This is a genomic window from Niveispirillum sp. KHB5.9, from assembly GCF_048066115.1.
Classification (GTDB): domain Bacteria; phylum Pseudomonadota; class Alphaproteobacteria; order Azospirillales; family Azospirillaceae; genus Niveispirillum.
The window spans coordinates 48,259-64,288 of record NZ_JBLTYX010000005.1 but is presented as its reverse complement, the minus strand read 5'-3'; the positions used below and the strand labels follow the sequence as shown (position 1 = coordinate 64,288).

Sequence of the window (16,030 nt, the reverse complement as noted above, 5' to 3'; positions counted from 1 at the left end):
CCCATGACCATTCCAGCACCCGACAGCTGGGTCACCCCCTGCCCGCCCGAACGGGGCGGGGGCCTGTGGGTGGAGCCGGGCGGGTTCCATGTCGACCCGACCCGGGCGGTCGAGCGTGCGGTGATCACCCATGGCCATTCCGACCATGCGCGGCCGGGGCATGCCAAGGTCCTGGCCACGTCCGGCACGCTGGCCATCATGCGGGCAAGGCTGGGTGACGGGGCGGGGTTGTCACAGCATCTCCTGCCCTATCACCAACCCATCCGCATCGGCGAGGTCACGGTGACCCTGGTGCCGGCCGGGCATGTGCTGGGGTCGGCCCAGGTGGTGCTGGATTGGCGTGGCAGCCGGGTGGTGGTGTCGGGCGACTATAAACGCCGCCCTGATCCCACCTGCGACCCGTTCGAGCCGGTGCAATGCGATGCCTTCATCACCGAGGCAACCTTTGGATTGCCGGTGTTTCGCCATCCCCCGGTGGAAGGCGAGATCGCAAGGCTGCTGCATACGTTGGCTCTGTTTCCAGAGCGCACCATCGTCGTCGGCTGCTACGCCCTGGGCAAGTGCCAGCGGCTGATCGCGGAGCTGCGACGGGCGGGCTATGACCGGCCGCTCTATCTGCATGGTGCCCACCTGCCGCTGTGCGAGCTGTATCGGGAGCAGGGGGTGGAACTGGGGGAGTTGCGCCCCGCCACCATTGTCGACGGGGCCGAGATGCGCGGCGGCATCGTCCTGGCCCCGCCATCGGCGATGGCCGACAAATGGCTGCGCCGGATGCCGGACCCGCTGCCGGCCTATGCGTCGGGCTGGATGCGGGTGCGGGCCAGGGCCCGCCAGCACGGGATCGAACTGCCGCTGATCGTGTCCGACCATGCCGATTGGGACGAACTGTGCCAGACGGTGCGGGATGTGGCGCCCGGTGAGCTGTGGGTCACCCATGGCAGCGAGGAGGCCCTGGTCCATTGGGCCACCGGCCAGGGGGTGAAGGCCAAGCCCCTGCATCTGGTCGGTTTCGGGGAGGAGGAGTGATGCAGCGCTTCGCCGCCCTGCTGGACGCGCTCGCCTATATGCCGTCGCGCAATGGCAAGCTGCGGCTGATCGCCGATTATCTGGCTTCCACACCCGATCCCGACCGCGGCTATGGGCTGGCGGCCCTGACCGGCGATCTGTCCTTCAATGCCGCCAAGCCGGCGATGATCCGCGAACTGGTCGCCACCCGCGTCGACCCGGCCCTGTTCGGCTGGTCCTATGATTTCGTGGGCGATCTGGCGGAAACCGTGGCCCTGATCTGGCCTGCCCCGCCCGGCCTGAACCGCCCCCCGCCGGGATTGGCGGAGGTGGTGGAGGGGCTGGCAGCCGCCAAGCGGCGGGCGGTGCCGGACCTGCTGGCCGGCTGGTTGGATGTGCTGGACGCCACGGGGCGCTGGGCGCTGCTGAAGCTGATCACCGGCGGGATGCGGGTTGGCGTGTCGGCGCGGCTGGCCCGCACCGCCCTGGTTGATTGGGCCGTGCTGAACGGCACCATTGTCGAACTGGAACAGGTGGAAGAGCTGTGGCACGGGCTGTCCCCGCCCTTCACGCCCCTGTTCGACTGGCTGACCGGTCAGTCGGAGAAACCGGGCGTGGGGGAGACGGGCGGGTTCCGGCCGATGATGCTGGCACATCCGCTGGAGGAAGGGGATATCGAGGCGCTGGACCCCACCGATTTCCGCGCGGAGTGGAAATGGGACGGCATCCGCGTGCAACTGGTGGCGCGCGGCACGCCCGATCTGGCCCGCATCTACAGCCGCACGGGCGATGAGATCGCGGCGGCATTCCCCGATGTGGCCGGTCATATGGGCTTCCACGCCGTCCTGGATGGAGAATTGCTGGTCCACCGTGACGGGCGCATCGCCCCCTTCAACGACCTTCAGCAGCGCCTGAACCGCAAGCGGGTGACGGCGGCGATGCTGAAGGACTATCCCGCCTGGGTCCGGCTCTACGACATGCTGTTCGACGGGAGCGAGGATCTGCGCGCCCTGCCCTTCGACGCGCGCCGCGCACGGCTGGAAGCCTGGTTTGACCGCACCCGGCCGGCGGGCATGGACCTGTCACCCCTTGTCCCCTTCGATAATTGGGATCACCTTTCCCGCCTGCGCCTGTCGGCCCGTGACACAGGCGTGGAGGATGGCGCCATCGAGGGGTTGATGCTGAAGCGGGGCGACAGCCCCTATATCGGCGGCCGGCCCAAGGGGCCCTGGTTCAAATGGAAGCGCGGACCGTTGACGGCGGATTGCGTGCTGATGTACGCCCAGCGCGGGCATGGCAAGCGATCCAGCTTCTACAGCGACTACACGTTCGGCGCCTGGCGGGGTGAGCCGAATGCTGGCGGGGAACTGGTGCCGGTCGGCAAGGCCTATTTCGGCTTCACCGATGCGGAACTGGTGGAGATCGACCGCTGGGTGCGCAACCATACCACCAACCGCTTCGGTCCCGTGCGGGAGGTGGCGCCCGGTCTGGTGTTCGAGGTGGCATTCGACAGCGTCCACCGCTCGACACGGCACAAGAGCGGCATCGCCATGCGTTTTCCCCGCATTGCGCGGCTGCGCTGGGACAAGCCGGCGGCAGAGGCCGACCGGCTGGAGGTTTTGGAAAGGATGGTGGGGACATGAAGCTGAAACGGGCCTATTCGGCCGAACCCATATCGGACGAGACCGGCCGCCGCATGAGAATGGGGCGCAACAAGACCCGCCTGTTCGGCATCCTGGCCGCCTGCGTCGGCGCGCTGGTCATCCCGACATGGATCGCCGGCATCGGCATGGGCTATTTCAAGCTGGAGGACAAGACCATCACCGTCTTCCCCAGGCTGATGACCAACGACGAGGCCATCGCCGACGAAAAGCGGGTCGATGAGGAACGCGCCGCCTTCCGCGAGAAGAAGGCAGCCGAGGAAGCCGTACAGAAATAATCCCGATCAGGCTGGGGCTTCCGCCGGCGACAGCGCCGAAACCGGGCGATCAGTGGCGCGCGGCGGGGCTGGCGTCAGGGGCAGGTGGTCATCCGCCCGCGCCCGGCGTTCCGCCAGATCCAGCCAGTCAGGCAGCAGCCGCGCCGCCTCCCGGTCGCCATCGAACTGCACGGCACTGCGGCGCAGCGCCTCTTCCCAGGCCTCGTACCCCATCCATAGCCGGCACATCAGGCCGACATCCACCTCCACCCCCAGCGTCACGGGATAGCCCGGGTCCTGGTGGCAGACATCGGCATCGGCCGGGGTCAGCACCAGCCAGACGCGGCGCACGGCGGTGAATTGCCGCGGCAATCCCTTGAAATGGAAGCGCAGCACGTGCCGGCCCGGTGGCACCCGGTCCAGCCGTACCTTGCGGTGGATGTCCCACATCAGCAGCCGCGGGTCCATGTCATCCTGGGTCGGCAGGCCGCGCCCCCAGCGCCGGCCCCAGAGATGCAGCCCCTCCACCATCGGGCGGAAGGCGTCGCCCGCCTCCGTCAGCAGCCAGTCATGGCCGCGCGGGCGGCGTTCGGCCCGCACCACGCCGGCCCGCTCCAGCTCCCGCAGGCGCTGCGCCAGCAGGGTGCGGGATATCAGCGGCAAGCCGCGATGGATATCGTTGAACCGCGTACTGCCCAGCATCAGTTCGCGCAGGATCAGCGGTGTCCAGCGGGTGGCGAAAATCTCCGCCGCCTTGGAAACGGGACAGAACTGGCCATAGCTCATGGGGGCGGCTTTCCTGGGGCCGTGACGGTCCATTCATTGTACTTGAGCGCGTCGCTTTGTCGCGCTGGATTAAGGGCATCCCCGAAAGACGGAAACCCGATCCAAACAGGCGATGACATGACGAGCGATTTGATTGAAACGGCGCGGAACCTGGGCCAGACCTTCGCCTTGCGCAGCGCGGAGATGGACGAGACCGACGGTTTCGCCCTGGAGAATGCGGCGGCGCTGAAGGCCTCCCCCCTGTTGGCGGCGGGCGTGCCGCGCGAGTTGGGCGGCGGCGGGGCCGATGGGGCGGAACTGGGCGCCATGCTGACGGAACTGGGCCGGCATTGCGGGTCCACCGCCCTGTGGTTCTCCATGCATACCCACCAGGTGGCCGCCGCCGCCTGGCGCCTGCGCCATGTGGCGGCACCGACGGGGCCGCTGCTGACCCGTGTGGCCCAGGACAGGGTGCTGCTGATGTCCAGCGGCGGGTCGGACTGGCTGCAAGGGTCGGGGCGGGCGGAGCGGGTGGAAGGAGGCTATCGCATCCATGGCCGCAAGGTCTTCGCCAGCGGCGCGCCGGCCGGCGACCTGCTGCTGACCTGCGCCGTCGATGCCGATGCCGAGGGCGGGCCCCAGGTCCTGCATTTCGCGGTCCCGATGAAGGCGGACGGCGTGCGGATCGAGCCTTGCTGGCAGGCCATGGGCATGCGTGGCACCGGTTCGCACGATGTCGTGCTGGACGGGTTCTTCCTGGCCGACGGGGCTGTATCCGGCCGCCGCCCCTCCGGCCCCTGGCACCCTTTGTTCCACATCATCAGCATGGTGGCCTTCCCGCTGGTCTATTCGGCATATCTGGGCGTGGCGCTGGCGGCACGGGACAAGGCCCTGTCCATGCTGGCCGGCAGGCAGCCGGACCCGCATCTGATCGCCGCCGTGGGGGAGATGGAAACGGAACTCAGCTTGGCCACAATGGCGGTGGAGCGGATGCAGCACCTGTCGGTGACCGCCAAGCCGGGGCCGGCGACGACCAATGCCATCTTCCAGGCCCGCACCCTGGCCGCCCGCGGCATGATCGCCAGCGTGACCAAGGCCATGGACGCCGTGGGCGGTGCCGGGTTCCGGCGGGCAGCGGGGCTGGAGCGGCTGTTCCGCGATATTCAGGGCACGCGCTTCCACCCGCTGACCACCCGCCCGCAGGCGGAGATGTCCGGTCGGCTGGCCCTGGGGCTTTCTATAGATGCGTGAGGGGGATGCGGACCGGTGTCACCCCGGTCCGCGCCTGGATCACTTCAGAAAGCCGCTGTCGAAATCCGGTGCGGGGATCTGGAGATAGCGCAGGCGCTTCATCTCCCGCCGGCCACGGGTCACCGTGTCCAGGATCAGGCCGCAGGTCAGCGACAGGAAGGACAGCAGGCCCAGGCCCGTGGCCAGCACGGCCGTGGGGAAGCGTGGCACCAGGCCGGTCTCATAATAGGTGATGAACAGCGGCACGGTGATGATCACCGAGATCACGGCCAGCAGAACGGCGACCAGCCCGAAGGACTGCATCGGCCGCTCCTCCTTGATCAGCTTACCGATCATCCACAGGATGCGGAACCCGTCGCGGAAGGTGGACAGCTTGGAGACCGAGCCGGGGGCGCGGTCCTTGTAGGGCGTTTCCACCTCGCCCAGCGGCATGCTCATTTCCAAAGCATGCACCACCAGTTCCGTCTCGATCTCGAACCCGCCGGCCAGGACCGGGAAGCTTTTCACGAAGCGGCGGGAAAAGACGCGGTAGCCCGACAGCAGGTCGTCGGTGCGTTTGCCGAACACCATGGTGACCAGGGTGGTCAGCATGACATTGCCCAGGCGGTGGCCGGCGCGGTACGTCTCCCAGTCGGTGACGCGGGCACCGTTCACCATGTCCAGCTTCTCATCCAGCAGCTTGGCCACCAGCTTGGATGCGCTGGGCGCGTGATAGGTGTCGTCGCCATCGACCATGACATAGACGTCGGCCTCGATGTCGGCGAACATGCGGCGCACGACATTGCCCTTGCCCTGCAACGGCTCCCGCCGGACCACGGCCCCGGCCGCCGATGCGATCTCCGAGGTGCGGTCCTTGGAGTTGTTGTCATAGACATAGATGGTGGACGTGGGCAGGGCCGCCTTGAAGTCGCGCACGACGGCTTCGATCGAGGCTTCCTCGTTATAGCAGGGCACCAGCACGGCGATGCGGGGGGCGGCCTGGGTCAGGCTGTCGGTCAGGGACATGGGATGATCGGGTCCGGTTGGACAAGGATAGGATTTCAGACAGATAACACGAACAATCGGCGAAAGCTGCGGCGGAAACGCGGCGCTTTCATGTCCGCCGGTCTGGTGGGGATGTCAGAGCAGCTTGACCAGGGTGGCGGTCAGCGCGACCTGGCCGATCATCATCGGCAGCAACCACTTAAGCAGGTCGGCCTTGAAATCGGCCATTTCCGCCTTGAGAAAGCTCTTGGTCACCAGTGACTCAAGGCCTGCCTCCCGACTATCCCGCAGGACGTCGGTCACCACTTCGGCCTGTATGTCGGTGAACCCGGCCTCTTTCAGCCGCTTCACCACGCGATGCGTATCCATGACCATCTGCATAGAATGCCACCCAACCTGCACCCTGGCAATGTAGGGCAGGTCGGGGCTGCTTCCAAGTGCAGGATCACTTATCGGTTTGCACAATAGGAACCTTTCGCAACCTGCACAGCATCATCGGTTCATCCAGGTTGGACTTCACCAGCCCGCAATCATCCATGTCGGCGGCCAGCCCGTAGAAGGGCAGGATATGTTCCGCTGTCCAGATCTCCCATTGCGCGACCAGCCAGAAGATATCCCCGTCATGCGCGTCGATGCGGCCATGCATGGCGCGGTTCAGCAATATGTCGCCATGGTCGGGATGGATGAAATAGCTGTGGATGCGCAGGAACGGCACATTCTTCGGAAACCCATAGGCCAGGAAGCTGGTGGGCGCATAGCCGGTCTGGATGATGATGGTGTTATCAGGGTTGGGCAGATCGGGGATGGAGACCTCCACGAACCGGTCCGAAAACGGCATGCGCGCCCAGGTGCCGGGCCGGGCCGTCACGGTGACCAGGGCCAGCAGGGCCACGATGGCTATGCCCTTGGCCCGGCGCGGCAGCGGCCATAGCGCGATGGCGGCCACCATGACCAGCGGCGCCATCATCTCCAGCGGGATCAGGTAGCGATAGATGGCGAACAGCTTCAGCCAGGCCAGATAGGTCAAGGCACCCGCCACCAGCAGATAGAGCGCCGGCCGGAGCGGCACCAAAGCCTCCCGCTTGCCCGCAAACCGCCCGGCCAGCGCCAGGACCGGGGTCAGCAGCAGGACCACCACCATCACCGGCACCCGCAGGTCGGTGAAGATGATCTCCCCCACCTTCTTGGGATCGATCGTCCAGGTATAGGGGAAGATCAGGTTCTCCCAGAACCCGTGCGGCAGGAACTTGTCGTCGCGATAGGCCTCCGGCACGCCCCAGGGCGACTTGAAGAAGTCGTTGAAATAGGGGAACAGCGGGTTCTGGTATGTCGACCAGAGATGCCACATCCAATGGCCGGAGAACAAAGCCATGCCGGCGATGACGCCGATGCCGAAGAAAAAGGACAGGAACATCCGCCGCCAGAAACTGCCCGCGACGGCCAGGAAGGCGAAGCACAGGCCCACGGCATAGGGCAGCGTCGGCTGCTTCAGCCCGACCGCCGATCCCACCAGCAGACCGGCGATGAAGACGATCGGGAACCCCCGCCCCGGTACCCCGGCCCACACATCATCGGCCCGCGCCATGACCAGCCAGGCGCTGCCCAGCACGAACAGGCTGATGACATTGTCATAGAAGGTGGTGCCCAGCAGGCCCATCTGCCCGGCGCCCAGGAAGCAGACCAGCGCCAGTGCGACCGACGCCAGGGCCCGTGGCCGGCCGGCCAGTGCCGGCAGCAACAGCCAGGCGATGCCTGTCAGCGGCACCAGGTTCATCCCCTGCACCCAGGACAGGATGAAGGACACGACGCGCGCCGGCAGGAACTGCGCCAGCCAATAGACCGGCAGGTCCAGCGTGGGATTGTAGAAGCTGGCCACCTGCGCCGGCGCCACGTCCTGCACCAGTTCCCTTCCCTCCAGGAAGGCCATGGCATTGTACCAATGGTAATTGCGCAGGTCCCAGTTCCCGTCCTGGCCCAGGGTCAGCGAATAGAAGGCCACCAGCACGGGCAGAACGGCCAGCAGCACCAGGATCAGGGTGCGGGGAGACAGGCTTCGGGACATGGAGGGTCCGGGATGATGGTTAAGCTGTCCCGGTGATAAGCCCGCATCCGGGCGCAATCAAGGCGATCCACACGGGCGCTGTTCACGCGCGGACAATGACTGTCCGGTTCCGGACAGTCCCGGTTGGCTCATGGGTGGGGCGATGGCGGATTTGCTGGCCCCGGCTGGTTGGCAAGGCGCTTGCGTTACAGGGCGGCGTAGCACTGCTTCACTGACCGGGCCGGACGCTGCCCCCATGGCGTTCCGGTCCCGCCCGTCGGGATTCATGGAAGGGGACGGCTTCGTTCACCGGCCGCCCCCCTCCTGATCCCGGCGGGACTTTTCTGATCAGGCCAACGGCACCGGTTCCGCCAGGCGGGTCAGGAAGGCGCGCAGTTCGGGAATGCCCAGGCCGGTTTCGGACGAGGTGGCCAGCACCTCCGGATGGGCGGCACCATGGGTCTTCAGGGCCACGGCCACCTGCTCGCGGATCTTCTCCACGGCACCGGGCTTCAACGTGTCGGCCTTGGTCAGCACGATCTGATAGCCGACGGCCGTCTGGTCCATCATCTTCATCATGTCGATATCGTGCGGTTTCAAGCCATGGCGGGCATCGACCAGCACCAGCGAGCGCTTCAGCGTGACGCGGCCGCGCAGGTAGGACTTGATGAAATCAACCCAGGCGGCCGACCGTTCCTTCGACACCTGGGCATAGCCGTAACCCGGCATGTCCACCATGACCAGCCGCTGGCCCAGGTTGAAGAAATTCAGCTGCTGGGTGCGGCCCGGTGTCTGGCTGGTGCGGGCCAGGGTCTTGCGGCCGGTCAGGGCATTGACCAGCGACGACTTGCCCACGTTGGACCGGCCGGCGAAGCAGACTTCCGGCAGCACGGCCTCCGGCAGGGTGGTCGCGGCCTCCGCCCCCCAGAAGAAGTCGCATTCCTTGGCGAACAACAGCCGCCCGGCCTCGATCTCCGCCTCGGACAGGTCGCCCATGAGGGAGGGGGTGATGGTCAGCGGCTTGGCCATGGAAAAATTCCTTATACTTGCGCCCTCAAGCGCCGGGCGCCGCCATCCGGCGGCTTGGCTTACGGCGCACGAGCGCCGGGCCGGCAGTCGCCGGCCGCCAACGGCTTGTGCCGTTGGTATGAAACGATGAAACGCCCCCGGACCGTCGCCGGGAGCGTTTCTTCAAACACGAACCAACCCTATCACCCAGGCCGGCGACCGCCGGCCCGCGGGCCCATGCCCGCGTGAGCCAAGGCGGCGGAGCCGCCGCCCGGCGCCTGAGGGAACCGTATCAGGTCGGCTTCACACCCATGCGGCGCATGATGAACCATTGCTGGGCGATGGACAGCAGGTTCGACCAGGTCCAGTAGATCACCAGACCGGCGGGGAAGCTGGCCATCATGTAGGTGAAGATGAAGGGCAGCAGCATCATCACCCGCTGCTGCACAGGGTCCGGATTGGCCGGGTTCATCTTCTGCTGCAAATACATGGTCGCACCCATCAGCAGCGGCCAGACACCGATATGCAGGAAGGTCGGCGGCGCCCAGGGGATCAGGCCGAACAGGTTGAACAGGTTGGTCGGGTCGACGGCCGACAGGTCATGGATCCAGCCATAGAAGGGCGCATGGCGCATTTCGATGGTGACGTACAGAACCTTGTACAGCGCGAAGAACACCGGGATCTGCAGCAGGATGGGCAAGCAGCCGGCCAGCGGATTGGCCTTCTCCTCCCGGTACAGCTTCATGGTCTCCATGGAAAGCTGTTCGCGGTTGTCGCCGTACTTCTTCTTCAGCTCCTCCATCTTCGGCTGGAGCTTCTTCATCTTCGCGAACGCTTCGTACTGCTTGTTCGCGATGGGGAAGAAGGCCAGGCGCAGGAAGACGGTGAAGACCAGGATGGCGATGCCGAAATTGCCGATGGTCACGCCCAGCCAGTCCAGGCCGTGGAAGAACGGCTTGGTCAGGAAGTAGAACCAGCCCCAGTCGACGGCATAGTCCAGGCTGTCGATGCCCAGCTTGTCGTTATACTCGTTCAGCAGGCCGACGATCTTGGCGCCCGCGAACAGGCGGTGGCTGCTCTCCGACGAGGCACCCGCCGCGACGGTCACGGCCGGCGCCTTGTAGTCGATCTGGTAGATGTCGGTGCCGCTGCCATTCTGGTGCAGCACGCGCATGTCGGTCTTCACCGACTGGTCCGGGATCAGGCCGACCAGCCAGTACTTGTCGGTGATGCCGATCCAGCCGCCGGTGCTGGACAGGTCGATGGTCTTCCCGTCCTCCTTGAGGTCCTTGTACTTGTATTCCTTCAAGGTGCCGTCGACGATGGCCAGCGGGCCCTCATGCAGGACGTAGGTGCCCTCCACCTTCGGCATGCCACGGCGCTGCACGAAGCCATAGGGGCTCAGTGCCACCGGCGCGCCCGTCTCGTTGCGCACGCGCTGCGTCACCGTGAACATGTAGTTGGTGTCGATGGCGAAGGTGCGCTCGAACACCAGACCGGCGCCATTGTCCCAGGTCAGGGTGACGGGCGTGTCGGGGGTCAGCTTGTCGGCGCTGGCCGTCCAGACCGTGTCGGCCTTGGGCAGGGCGATGGCTTCACCGGCATTGCCGGCGACCCAGCCGAATTCGGCGTAATAGGGATGCTCGGTACCCACCGGGGCCAGCAGCACGACTTCCGGGCTGTTCCAGTCCGGGGTGGTCTTGTATTTGGCCAGCGTCAGGTCATCGACGCGACCGCCGCGCAGGTTGATGGAACCGTGCAGGCTGGGGGTGGCGATCGCCACACGGCCCGTCTCCGCCAGCACCGCGGCGCGGTCGCGCACGGCGGGCACGCCGCCATCGGCACCGATGCCAGGCGCCGTGCCGGGAATGGCCGGCGGCGCCTGTTCGGCCTGCAGCGCCTGCTGGCGCTGGACCTCGGCCTGCAACGCCATCTGGCGCGGGCGTTCGTAGAAATAGTGGAACCCGAACAGGATCGCGATGGAGATCACGATGGTCAGGACAAGGTTCTTCTGATCCGTCATGGGTGCTTGGTCCAGGTTCCGCCGAATTCAATGGCCCGTTACATACCGGGGAGCGCCCGGTTGGTCACATGAAAACGGCGGGCGTTCAATGCCCGCCGCAACATTTCTCATCGCGCGCGTGACCGTTACGCGCGGGCGGCACGGGATCATACCCGTCCCCGCCCCAGGGATGGCAGCGCCCCAGACGCCGCAAGGTCAGCCAACCGCCCCGCAAAGCCCCATGCACCGCCAGCGCCTCCAGCGCGTAATGTGAGCATGAGGGGTAGTATCTGCAACGGGGGGGCCCCATCATCGGCCGCACGACCCAGCGGTAGAAAAGCACAAGAGCCCGGAGCAGCCAGGCCGCCGGGCTCATGCTTCATCCACCTTCTTGGGCACCGATGCCTGTACCGATTCGGCCGCGACCGGCTTCTGGCCCTTCCAGACCTTCAGTCGCTTCAGCGCCTGGGTCAGGTCGGCCTTCAGCTCCGCATAGGGCCGGCGCACCGTTTCCGCCCGCGCGATCAGCACGAGATCGTGCCCGGGGGCGGCGTTGGGCGCCAGCACCTCGGCCAATGCCGCGCGCAGGCGACGACGGGCGCGGTTGCGTTCAACAGCACCCCCCACCTTCTTGCTGGCTGTCAGGCCGATTCGGACCGCCGGCTCCCCGGCGTTGGGGTGCTGTCGCTCATCATGGGCACGGGCCTGAACGATCAGACCCGGCGTGGCCCATTTGCGACGGGCGCCCGCGACGGCCAGGAATTCCGGCCGTCTGGTCAGGCGCCCCACCTTAGGCTTGGGGGGCGCCATGCCGGTATCCTCAGGCGCTCAGCTTCTTACGGCCCTGGGCGCGGCGCTTGTTGATGATGTTACGGCCCGCGACAGTGGCCATGCGGGCGCGGAAACCATGACGGCGGGCGCGCACGATCTTGGAGGGCTGAAAAGGACGCTTCACGGTACTTACTCCGGGATTGGATACTGAATTCGAAAACGAAGCGTGGCTTATAGTGGCGATGGGTCGATGAGTCAACCACGCTCCGGCGCCCCACCTGCAACCCTGGCACGCCGTCAGGGGTGCAGCGACAGGCCCTTGATGGCCTTCTCCACACCCTTCTTCGGGCCCAGCAGGCCGATACCGACCCAATCGGGAGCGTCCGGGTCCTCGGCCAGGAAGCAGGCGCGGTTGTCCGCGTCATTGCCGGTGCGGAACATGCCCGCCACATAGGGCACGGTCAACAGCCCGCGTTCGCGTGCCACCCGTGCGGCCTGCGCCAGCCCGTCCCGGCCCGCCTGGAAGACCAGCATGGGCTGGCCCAGCATACGGCCATAGTCCAGGCCGGCCGCATCCCGGTAAGGCTCCCCCAGCGCATCGGGTGCGCCGGCCGCGATGCCACTGGCCAGGAAAGCCGCCACATTCAGCCGCTGCCAGGGCAGAAGATCGTCGCGGATGATCAGGGCGACCTTGGTGTCGAACATCTTGTCCCTCCGTTGATGGGAGATCAGGATGCGGGCACCAATCCGTCGCCGTCTGGAATGTTTGTGCAGATTTGCCGATAGGTGGCGGGTGTCGTGCCATAGGCGCGGCGGAACCATCGGCCCAGATGGCTCTGGTCGGCGAACCCCACCGATGCCGCAACATCGGCCGGCGCCCCGCCCGCCGCCAGCAGCGCCTTGGCCCGCTTCAGCCGCAACTGCACCAGATAGGCATGCGGGGAGCGGCCGAAGGCCTCGCGGAACTGCCGGTGCAGGCGGAAACGGTCGATGCCGGAGAGACCGGCCAGTTCCTCCAGCCCGATATCATCTGCCATATGGTCGTGCAGTGCGTCGCGTGCCCGGCGGGCGGCGCGATGGGGGCGGGATGCGGGATGCGGTTCCTGGCGCCACAGGTCGGGCTGCCACAGCCGGCCCAGCAGCCGATCCAGCGCCAGATCGCGGGCCAGCCGCCCCTCCCGCCCGTGCAGGGCGCGGAAGGAGGCGGCGATGTCGTGGCAAAGCCCGGCATCCTCCCATAGCGTCTGGCGAAAGCCCAAGGGTGCCAGCGGCCCGGACAGGGTATCGCGGCTCGCCTGGACCCAGGCGAGCGGCAGGTAGAGCATCTGATAGGTGAAACCCGCCGGTTCCGGGCTGTGCCCATCATGGGGCTGTCCGGGTTCGATCAGGATGGCGCGGCCGGGGATGCTGACCACCTGTTGCCTTCCGCAGCGGAAGGACTGCACACCCTGTTCGGTGACGCCCAGCAGCAATTCGTCATGGTCGTGCATGTCATAGGCATGACCCGTGAAATGGGCCCGGATGCTCTCGATCCCCGTCTCGGCATCGCGCCGCAGGTCGGCCCAATCTCCAGGGGGGTACCGTAGGTCAGGTCGAGCCGCAGGCGAGCCCTGACAAGCGACAGTGCCAATACTGTCAGGGCTCGCCTGCGGCTCGACCTGACCTACGCGGTCGGCGGGGGACAAGATGCTCATCCCCCGCCCGGTACGCATCAGAAATCGGCCGGCGCTTCGATGCCGCTCTTGGCCAGCTGGCCCTTGATGGTGGCCTTCAGGCGCTCCAGCCCTTCCGGACTGAAGGCCTCGGCGCGGGCCACCAGCACGTCCTGGGTGTTGGACGCGCGCAGCAGCCACCAGCCATCGGCGGTCTTCACGCGGACACCGTCGATGTCGTTGACCTCCGCCCCTTCCGCCGCGGCGTCTTCCTTGGCGCGGGCCTTGATCTCGTCCACGGCGACGAACTTGCGCTCCTCGCTGACCTGGAAACGGATTTCCGGGGTGTTCAACACCTCGGGCAGCTCGTCGCGCAGGGCCGACAGCTCACCATGGCGCGACACCAGACCCAGCAGGCGGACGCCGCAATAAAGCGCGTCGTCGAAGCCATAATATTTGTCGGCGAAGAAGATATGGCCCGACATCTCGCCGGCCAGCGGGCTGTTGGTCTCCGCCATCTTGGCCTTCAGCAGCGAATGGCCGGTCTTCCACATCAGCGGCGTACCGCCCAGCTTGGTGATCTGGTCGAACAGGGTCTGGCTGGCCTTCACATCGGCGATGATGGTGGCGCCGGGATGGGCCTTCAGCACGTCCTTGGAATAAATCGCCACCAGCTGGTCGCCCCAGACGATACGGCCCTTCTCATCCACCGCACCGATACGATCGGCATCGCCGTCGAACGCGATGCCCAGGTCGGCCTTCAGCTCGGCCACCTTGTGGATGATGTCCTCAAGGTTTTCCGGGATGGTCGGGTCGGGATGGTGGTTGGGGAAATTGCCGTCGATATCATCGAACAGCAGCGTGTGCTTGCCCGGCAGCTTCTTCACCAGGCGGCGCAGGATCTCGCCGGCGGCACCATTGCCATTGTCCCAGACCACGTTCAGGTCGCGGGTGCCGTCATAATCCTGGGCCAGGCGGTCGACATAGGCGTCCTGGACGTCCTGCGTCTCTTCGGTGCCTTCACCGGTGGCGAAATCGCCGGCGGCGGCGATCTTGCCGATTTCCAGGATCTGGCTGCCATAGAACGGCGCCTTGCCCAGCATCATCTTGAAACCGTTATAATCCGGCGGATTGTGCGACCCGGTGATCATCACGCCGCCATCCAGCTTCAGATGGCGGGTGGTGAAATACAGCATGGGCGTCGGGCCCAGGCCGATGCGCACCACATGCAGGCCGGTGGATTTCAGCCCTTCGACGGCGGCTGCTTCCAGGTCGGGCGAGGACAGGCGGCCATCATAGCCGATGGCGACCTTCTTGCCCCCGGCGCGCACCACCATGGTGCCGAATCCGCGGCCGATGGCGCGTGCGTCGTCGGTCGTCAGCGTCTTTCCGATGATGCCGCGGATATCGTATTCGCGCAGGACCGTGGGGTGGAAATTATGCGCCAGGGTCATGTTTCCGTCACCTGAGAAGGGTTGGTTAAAGAGGTTTATGGCCGCAGCAAAGCACAAGCCGCGACCGCCCGCCAGCCTGTTGAACGGCCCGGAAGGAGTAGCCTGGATCAACACGTGCAGGTAGTGGCGGCACCGGCATTACCGACAGCCACCCAAGCCGTGAGAACGCCTCAGGCTGCGGTCTTGTTCCTTACCGCCTCCGTCTCCCGCGCCGGCGGCTGGCCGAACATGCGGCGATATTCGCGGGTGAACTGCGACACGCTTTCATAACCCACGGCAAAGGCGGCGCTGCTGACCGTCAAACCTTCCGCCAGCATGCGCCGCCGCGCCTCGATCAGGCGCAACTGTTTCTGGAACTGCAGGGGCGACAGCGAGGTGACGGTGCGGAAATGCTGGTGGAAGGAGGACGGGCTCATCCCCGCCACCGCCGCCAGCCTTTCCACCGGCAGCGGCTGCGCATAGTCCGACCGCAGCAGGGAAACGGCACGGGCCACGCGGCTGGCATGGCTGTCGGGCCAGCCCAGGCGGCGGATCGCCTGCCCATGGCTGCTGGACAGCAGCCAGTAATGCAGTTCGCGCACCAGGGACGCGTGTAGCACCGGCACCGATGCCGGCCGGTCCAGCAGCCGCATCAGGCGCAGCGCCACCTCCGCCACCTCCCCATCGGTGGAATCGACCCGGACGGGACCGTCGTCCCCCTCCCCCACCGCCCCCATCTGCACCGCCAGTTCGGCGATGATGGCCAAGTCCAGGTCCAGCACCAGGGACATGTACGGGGTTTCAGCGCTGGCCGTGGTGATCTGGCTGACGATGGGCACGTCGGCAGTGATCAGCAGGCTGTCGCCGGCCCCGAAACCGAAGGTCCGCGCGCCCATCGTCACCTGCTTGGTGCCCTGCAGGACCAGACAGACGATCGGGTGCTGGACGGCATGGACCAGCCCGCTGGGCGTGGTGGACCGGATGGTCGTCAGGCCGGCAACGGGGGTACGGGCGATGCCGGTCTGGTCGGCATGCGCCTCCACATAGTGCCGGACGGCATGGAGAAGGGCGTCACTCATCCCCCGATCCTGGCCGATCCGCGGGGCTCGCGCAAAGACAATTTTGGAGGATTAGGCAAACAACACCCAGGTTCCGGCAACGACGCGACCGGCAGGCGGATTTATAAATCCCTTCATCGGC

At 66.3% G+C, this 16,030-nt stretch carries 17 protein-coding genes; 4 read left to right on the top strand and 13 right to left on the bottom strand.

The features are described 5' to 3' along the window. Positions 1-3 precede the first annotated feature (3 nt). The 3 genes from ACM9HJ_RS11035 to ACM9HJ_RS11025 are packed head-to-tail and all read left to right on the top strand — an operon-like array spanning position 4 to position 2,944. Positions 4-1,026 (top strand): ligase-associated DNA damage response exonuclease, encoded by a 1,023-nt coding sequence (locus ACM9HJ_RS11035; RefSeq protein ID WP_416571778.1) that lies wholly within the window; start codon positions 4-6, stop codon positions 1,024-1,026. Further along, positions 1,026-2,648 carry a cisplatin damage response ATP-dependent DNA ligase gene (locus ACM9HJ_RS11030; RefSeq protein WP_416571777.1) on the top strand — a complete coding sequence of 541 codons (1,623 nt, stop codon included), beginning with the start codon at positions 1,026-1,028 and terminating at the stop codon, positions 2,646-2,648. The genes ACM9HJ_RS11035 and ACM9HJ_RS11030 overlap by 1 nt, the downstream gene beginning before the upstream one ends. Further along, positions 2,645-2,944, top strand: a complete 300-nt coding sequence (locus ACM9HJ_RS11025) for a hypothetical protein (protein ID WP_416571776.1) — start codon at positions 2,645-2,647, stop codon at positions 2,942-2,944. The genes ACM9HJ_RS11030 and ACM9HJ_RS11025 overlap by 4 nt, the downstream gene beginning before the upstream one ends. Positions 2,945-2,950: 6 nt before the next feature. Here the strand turns inward: ACM9HJ_RS11025 and ACM9HJ_RS11020 are convergent, their stop codons facing one another. Then, positions 2,951-3,709 carry a winged helix-turn-helix transcriptional regulator gene (locus ACM9HJ_RS11020; protein WP_416571775.1) on the bottom strand — a complete coding sequence of 253 codons (759 nt, stop codon included), beginning with the start codon at positions 3,707-3,709 and terminating at the stop codon, positions 2,951-2,953. A gap of 117 nt (positions 3,710-3,826) precedes the next feature. Here ACM9HJ_RS11020 and ACM9HJ_RS11015 point away from each other — a divergent pair, with 117 nt between their 5' ends. Beyond that, positions 3,827-4,939, top strand: coding sequence for an acyl-CoA dehydrogenase family protein (locus ACM9HJ_RS11015; RefSeq protein WP_416571774.1), 1,113 nt, complete (start codon positions 3,827-3,829; stop codon positions 4,937-4,939). A gap of 39 nt (positions 4,940-4,978) precedes the next feature. Here ACM9HJ_RS11015 and ACM9HJ_RS11010 read toward each other — a convergent pair whose 3' ends face one another. The 12 genes from ACM9HJ_RS11010 to ACM9HJ_RS10955 form a co-directional block, all read right to left on the bottom strand. Next, entirely contained in the window at positions 4,979-5,944 is a 966-nt protein-coding gene (locus tag ACM9HJ_RS11010; protein ID WP_416571773.1) for a glycosyltransferase family 2 protein, read from the bottom strand. 114 nt (positions 5,945-6,058) lie between these two features. Beyond that, a complete protein-coding gene (locus ACM9HJ_RS11005; protein ID WP_416571772.1) occupies positions 6,059-6,304 on the bottom strand; it encodes a hypothetical protein in 246 nt (81 codons plus the stop codon). Positions 6,305-6,368: 64 nt separating this feature from the next. Next, entirely contained in the window at positions 6,369-7,985 is a 1,617-nt protein-coding gene (locus ACM9HJ_RS11000) for a hypothetical protein (protein ID WP_416571771.1), read from the bottom strand. A gap of 327 nt (positions 7,986-8,312) precedes the next feature. Further along, positions 8,313-8,993, bottom strand: coding sequence for a ribosome biogenesis GTP-binding protein YihA/YsxC (gene yihA / locus ACM9HJ_RS10995; RefSeq protein WP_416571770.1), 681 nt, complete (start codon positions 8,991-8,993; stop codon positions 8,313-8,315). Positions 8,994-9,264: 271 nt separating this feature from the next. Then, entirely contained in the window at positions 9,265-10,995 is a 1,731-nt protein-coding gene (gene yidC, locus ACM9HJ_RS10990) for a membrane protein insertase YidC (protein WP_416571769.1), read from the bottom strand. Positions 10,996-11,080: 85 nt separating this feature from the next. Further along, positions 11,081-11,350 (bottom strand): membrane protein insertion efficiency factor YidD, encoded by a 270-nt coding sequence (gene yidD, locus ACM9HJ_RS10985; RefSeq protein ID WP_416571768.1) that lies wholly within the window; start codon positions 11,348-11,350, stop codon positions 11,081-11,083. Beyond that, positions 11,347-11,784: a ribonuclease P protein component gene (rnpA, locus tag ACM9HJ_RS10980; protein ID WP_416571767.1), complete on the bottom strand. Its 438-nt coding sequence runs from the start codon at positions 11,782-11,784 to the stop codon at positions 11,347-11,349. Before rnpA ends, yidD begins: the two co-directional genes overlap by 4 nt. Before the next feature lie 10 nt (positions 11,785-11,794). Beyond that, positions 11,795-11,929 (bottom strand): 50S ribosomal protein L34, encoded by a 135-nt coding sequence (rpmH, locus tag ACM9HJ_RS10975; RefSeq protein WP_029013881.1) that lies wholly within the window; start codon positions 11,927-11,929, stop codon positions 11,795-11,797. Between the two features lie 113 nt (positions 11,930-12,042). Then, positions 12,043-12,450, bottom strand: coding sequence for a DUF2000 family protein (locus tag ACM9HJ_RS10970; RefSeq protein ID WP_416571766.1), 408 nt, complete (start codon positions 12,448-12,450; stop codon positions 12,043-12,045). 23 nt (positions 12,451-12,473) lie between these two features. Beyond that, the gene (locus tag ACM9HJ_RS10965; RefSeq protein WP_416571765.1) at positions 12,474-13,439 is read right to left on the bottom strand and encodes an AraC family transcriptional regulator; all 966 of its coding nucleotides are present in this window, start codon (positions 13,437-13,439) and stop codon (positions 12,474-12,476) included. A 17-nt stretch (positions 13,440-13,456) separates the two neighbouring features. Further along, complete coding sequence (gene pgmG, locus ACM9HJ_RS10960) at positions 13,457-14,851, bottom strand: phosphoglucomutase/phosphomannomutase PgmG (protein ID WP_416571764.1); 1,395 nt, start codon at positions 14,849-14,851, stop codon at positions 13,457-13,459. A gap of 170 nt (positions 14,852-15,021) precedes the next feature. Next, entirely contained in the window at positions 15,022-15,909 is an 888-nt protein-coding gene (locus ACM9HJ_RS10955) for an AraC family transcriptional regulator N-terminal domain-containing protein (protein WP_416571763.1), read from the bottom strand. Positions 15,910-16,030: the final 121 nt, after the last annotated feature.

Excerpts from the sequence above, each read along its gene's own strand:
- pgmG (WP_416571764.1), bottom strand. The coding sequence starts at position 14,851 with ATGACCCTGGCGCATAATTTCCACCCCACGGTCCTGCGCGAATACGAT.
- ACM9HJ_RS11035 (WP_416571778.1), top strand. The coding sequence starts at position 4 with ATGACCATTCCAGCACCCGACAGCTGGGTCACCCCCTGCCCGCCCGAA.
- yihA (WP_416571770.1), bottom strand. The coding sequence starts at position 8,993 with ATGGCCAAGCCGCTGACCATCACCCCCTCCCTCATGGGCGACCTGTCC.
- ACM9HJ_RS11020 (WP_416571775.1), bottom strand. The coding sequence starts at position 3,709 with ATGAGCTATGGCCAGTTCTGTCCCGTTTCCAAGGCGGCGGAGATTTTC.
- ACM9HJ_RS11010 (WP_416571773.1), bottom strand. The coding sequence starts at position 5,944 with ATGTCCCTGACCGACAGCCTGACCCAGGCCGCCCCCCGCATCGCCGTG.
- ACM9HJ_RS11015 (WP_416571774.1), top strand. The coding sequence starts at position 3,827 with ATGACGAGCGATTTGATTGAAACGGCGCGGAACCTGGGCCAGACCTTC.
- rnpA (WP_416571767.1), bottom strand. The coding sequence starts at position 11,784 with ATGGCGCCCCCCAAGCCTAAGGTGGGGCGCCTGACCAGACGGCCGGAA.
- ACM9HJ_RS10965 (WP_416571765.1), bottom strand. The coding sequence starts at position 13,439 with ATGAGCATCTTGTCCCCCGCCGACCGCGTAGGTCAGGTCGAGCCGCAG.
- ACM9HJ_RS11005 (WP_416571772.1), bottom strand. The coding sequence starts at position 6,304 with ATGCAGATGGTCATGGATACGCATCGCGTGGTGAAGCGGCTGAAAGAG.
- ACM9HJ_RS11030 (WP_416571777.1), top strand. The coding sequence starts at position 1,026 with ATGCAGCGCTTCGCCGCCCTGCTGGACGCGCTCGCCTATATGCCGTCG.
- ACM9HJ_RS10970 (WP_416571766.1), bottom strand. The coding sequence starts at position 12,450 with ATGTTCGACACCAAGGTCGCCCTGATCATCCGCGACGATCTTCTGCCC.
- ACM9HJ_RS11000 (WP_416571771.1), bottom strand. The coding sequence starts at position 7,985 with ATGTCCCGAAGCCTGTCTCCCCGCACCCTGATCCTGGTGCTGCTGGCC.
- yidD (WP_416571768.1), bottom strand. The coding sequence starts at position 11,350 with ATGAGCCCGGCGGCCTGGCTGCTCCGGGCTCTTGTGCTTTTCTACCGC.
- yidC (WP_416571769.1), bottom strand. The coding sequence starts at position 10,995 with ATGACGGATCAGAAGAACCTTGTCCTGACCATCGTGATCTCCATCGCG.
- ACM9HJ_RS11025 (WP_416571776.1), top strand. The coding sequence starts at position 2,645 with ATGAAGCTGAAACGGGCCTATTCGGCCGAACCCATATCGGACGAGACC.
- ACM9HJ_RS10955 (WP_416571763.1), bottom strand. The coding sequence starts at position 15,909 with ATGAGTGACGCCCTTCTCCATGCCGTCCGGCACTATGTGGAGGCGCAT.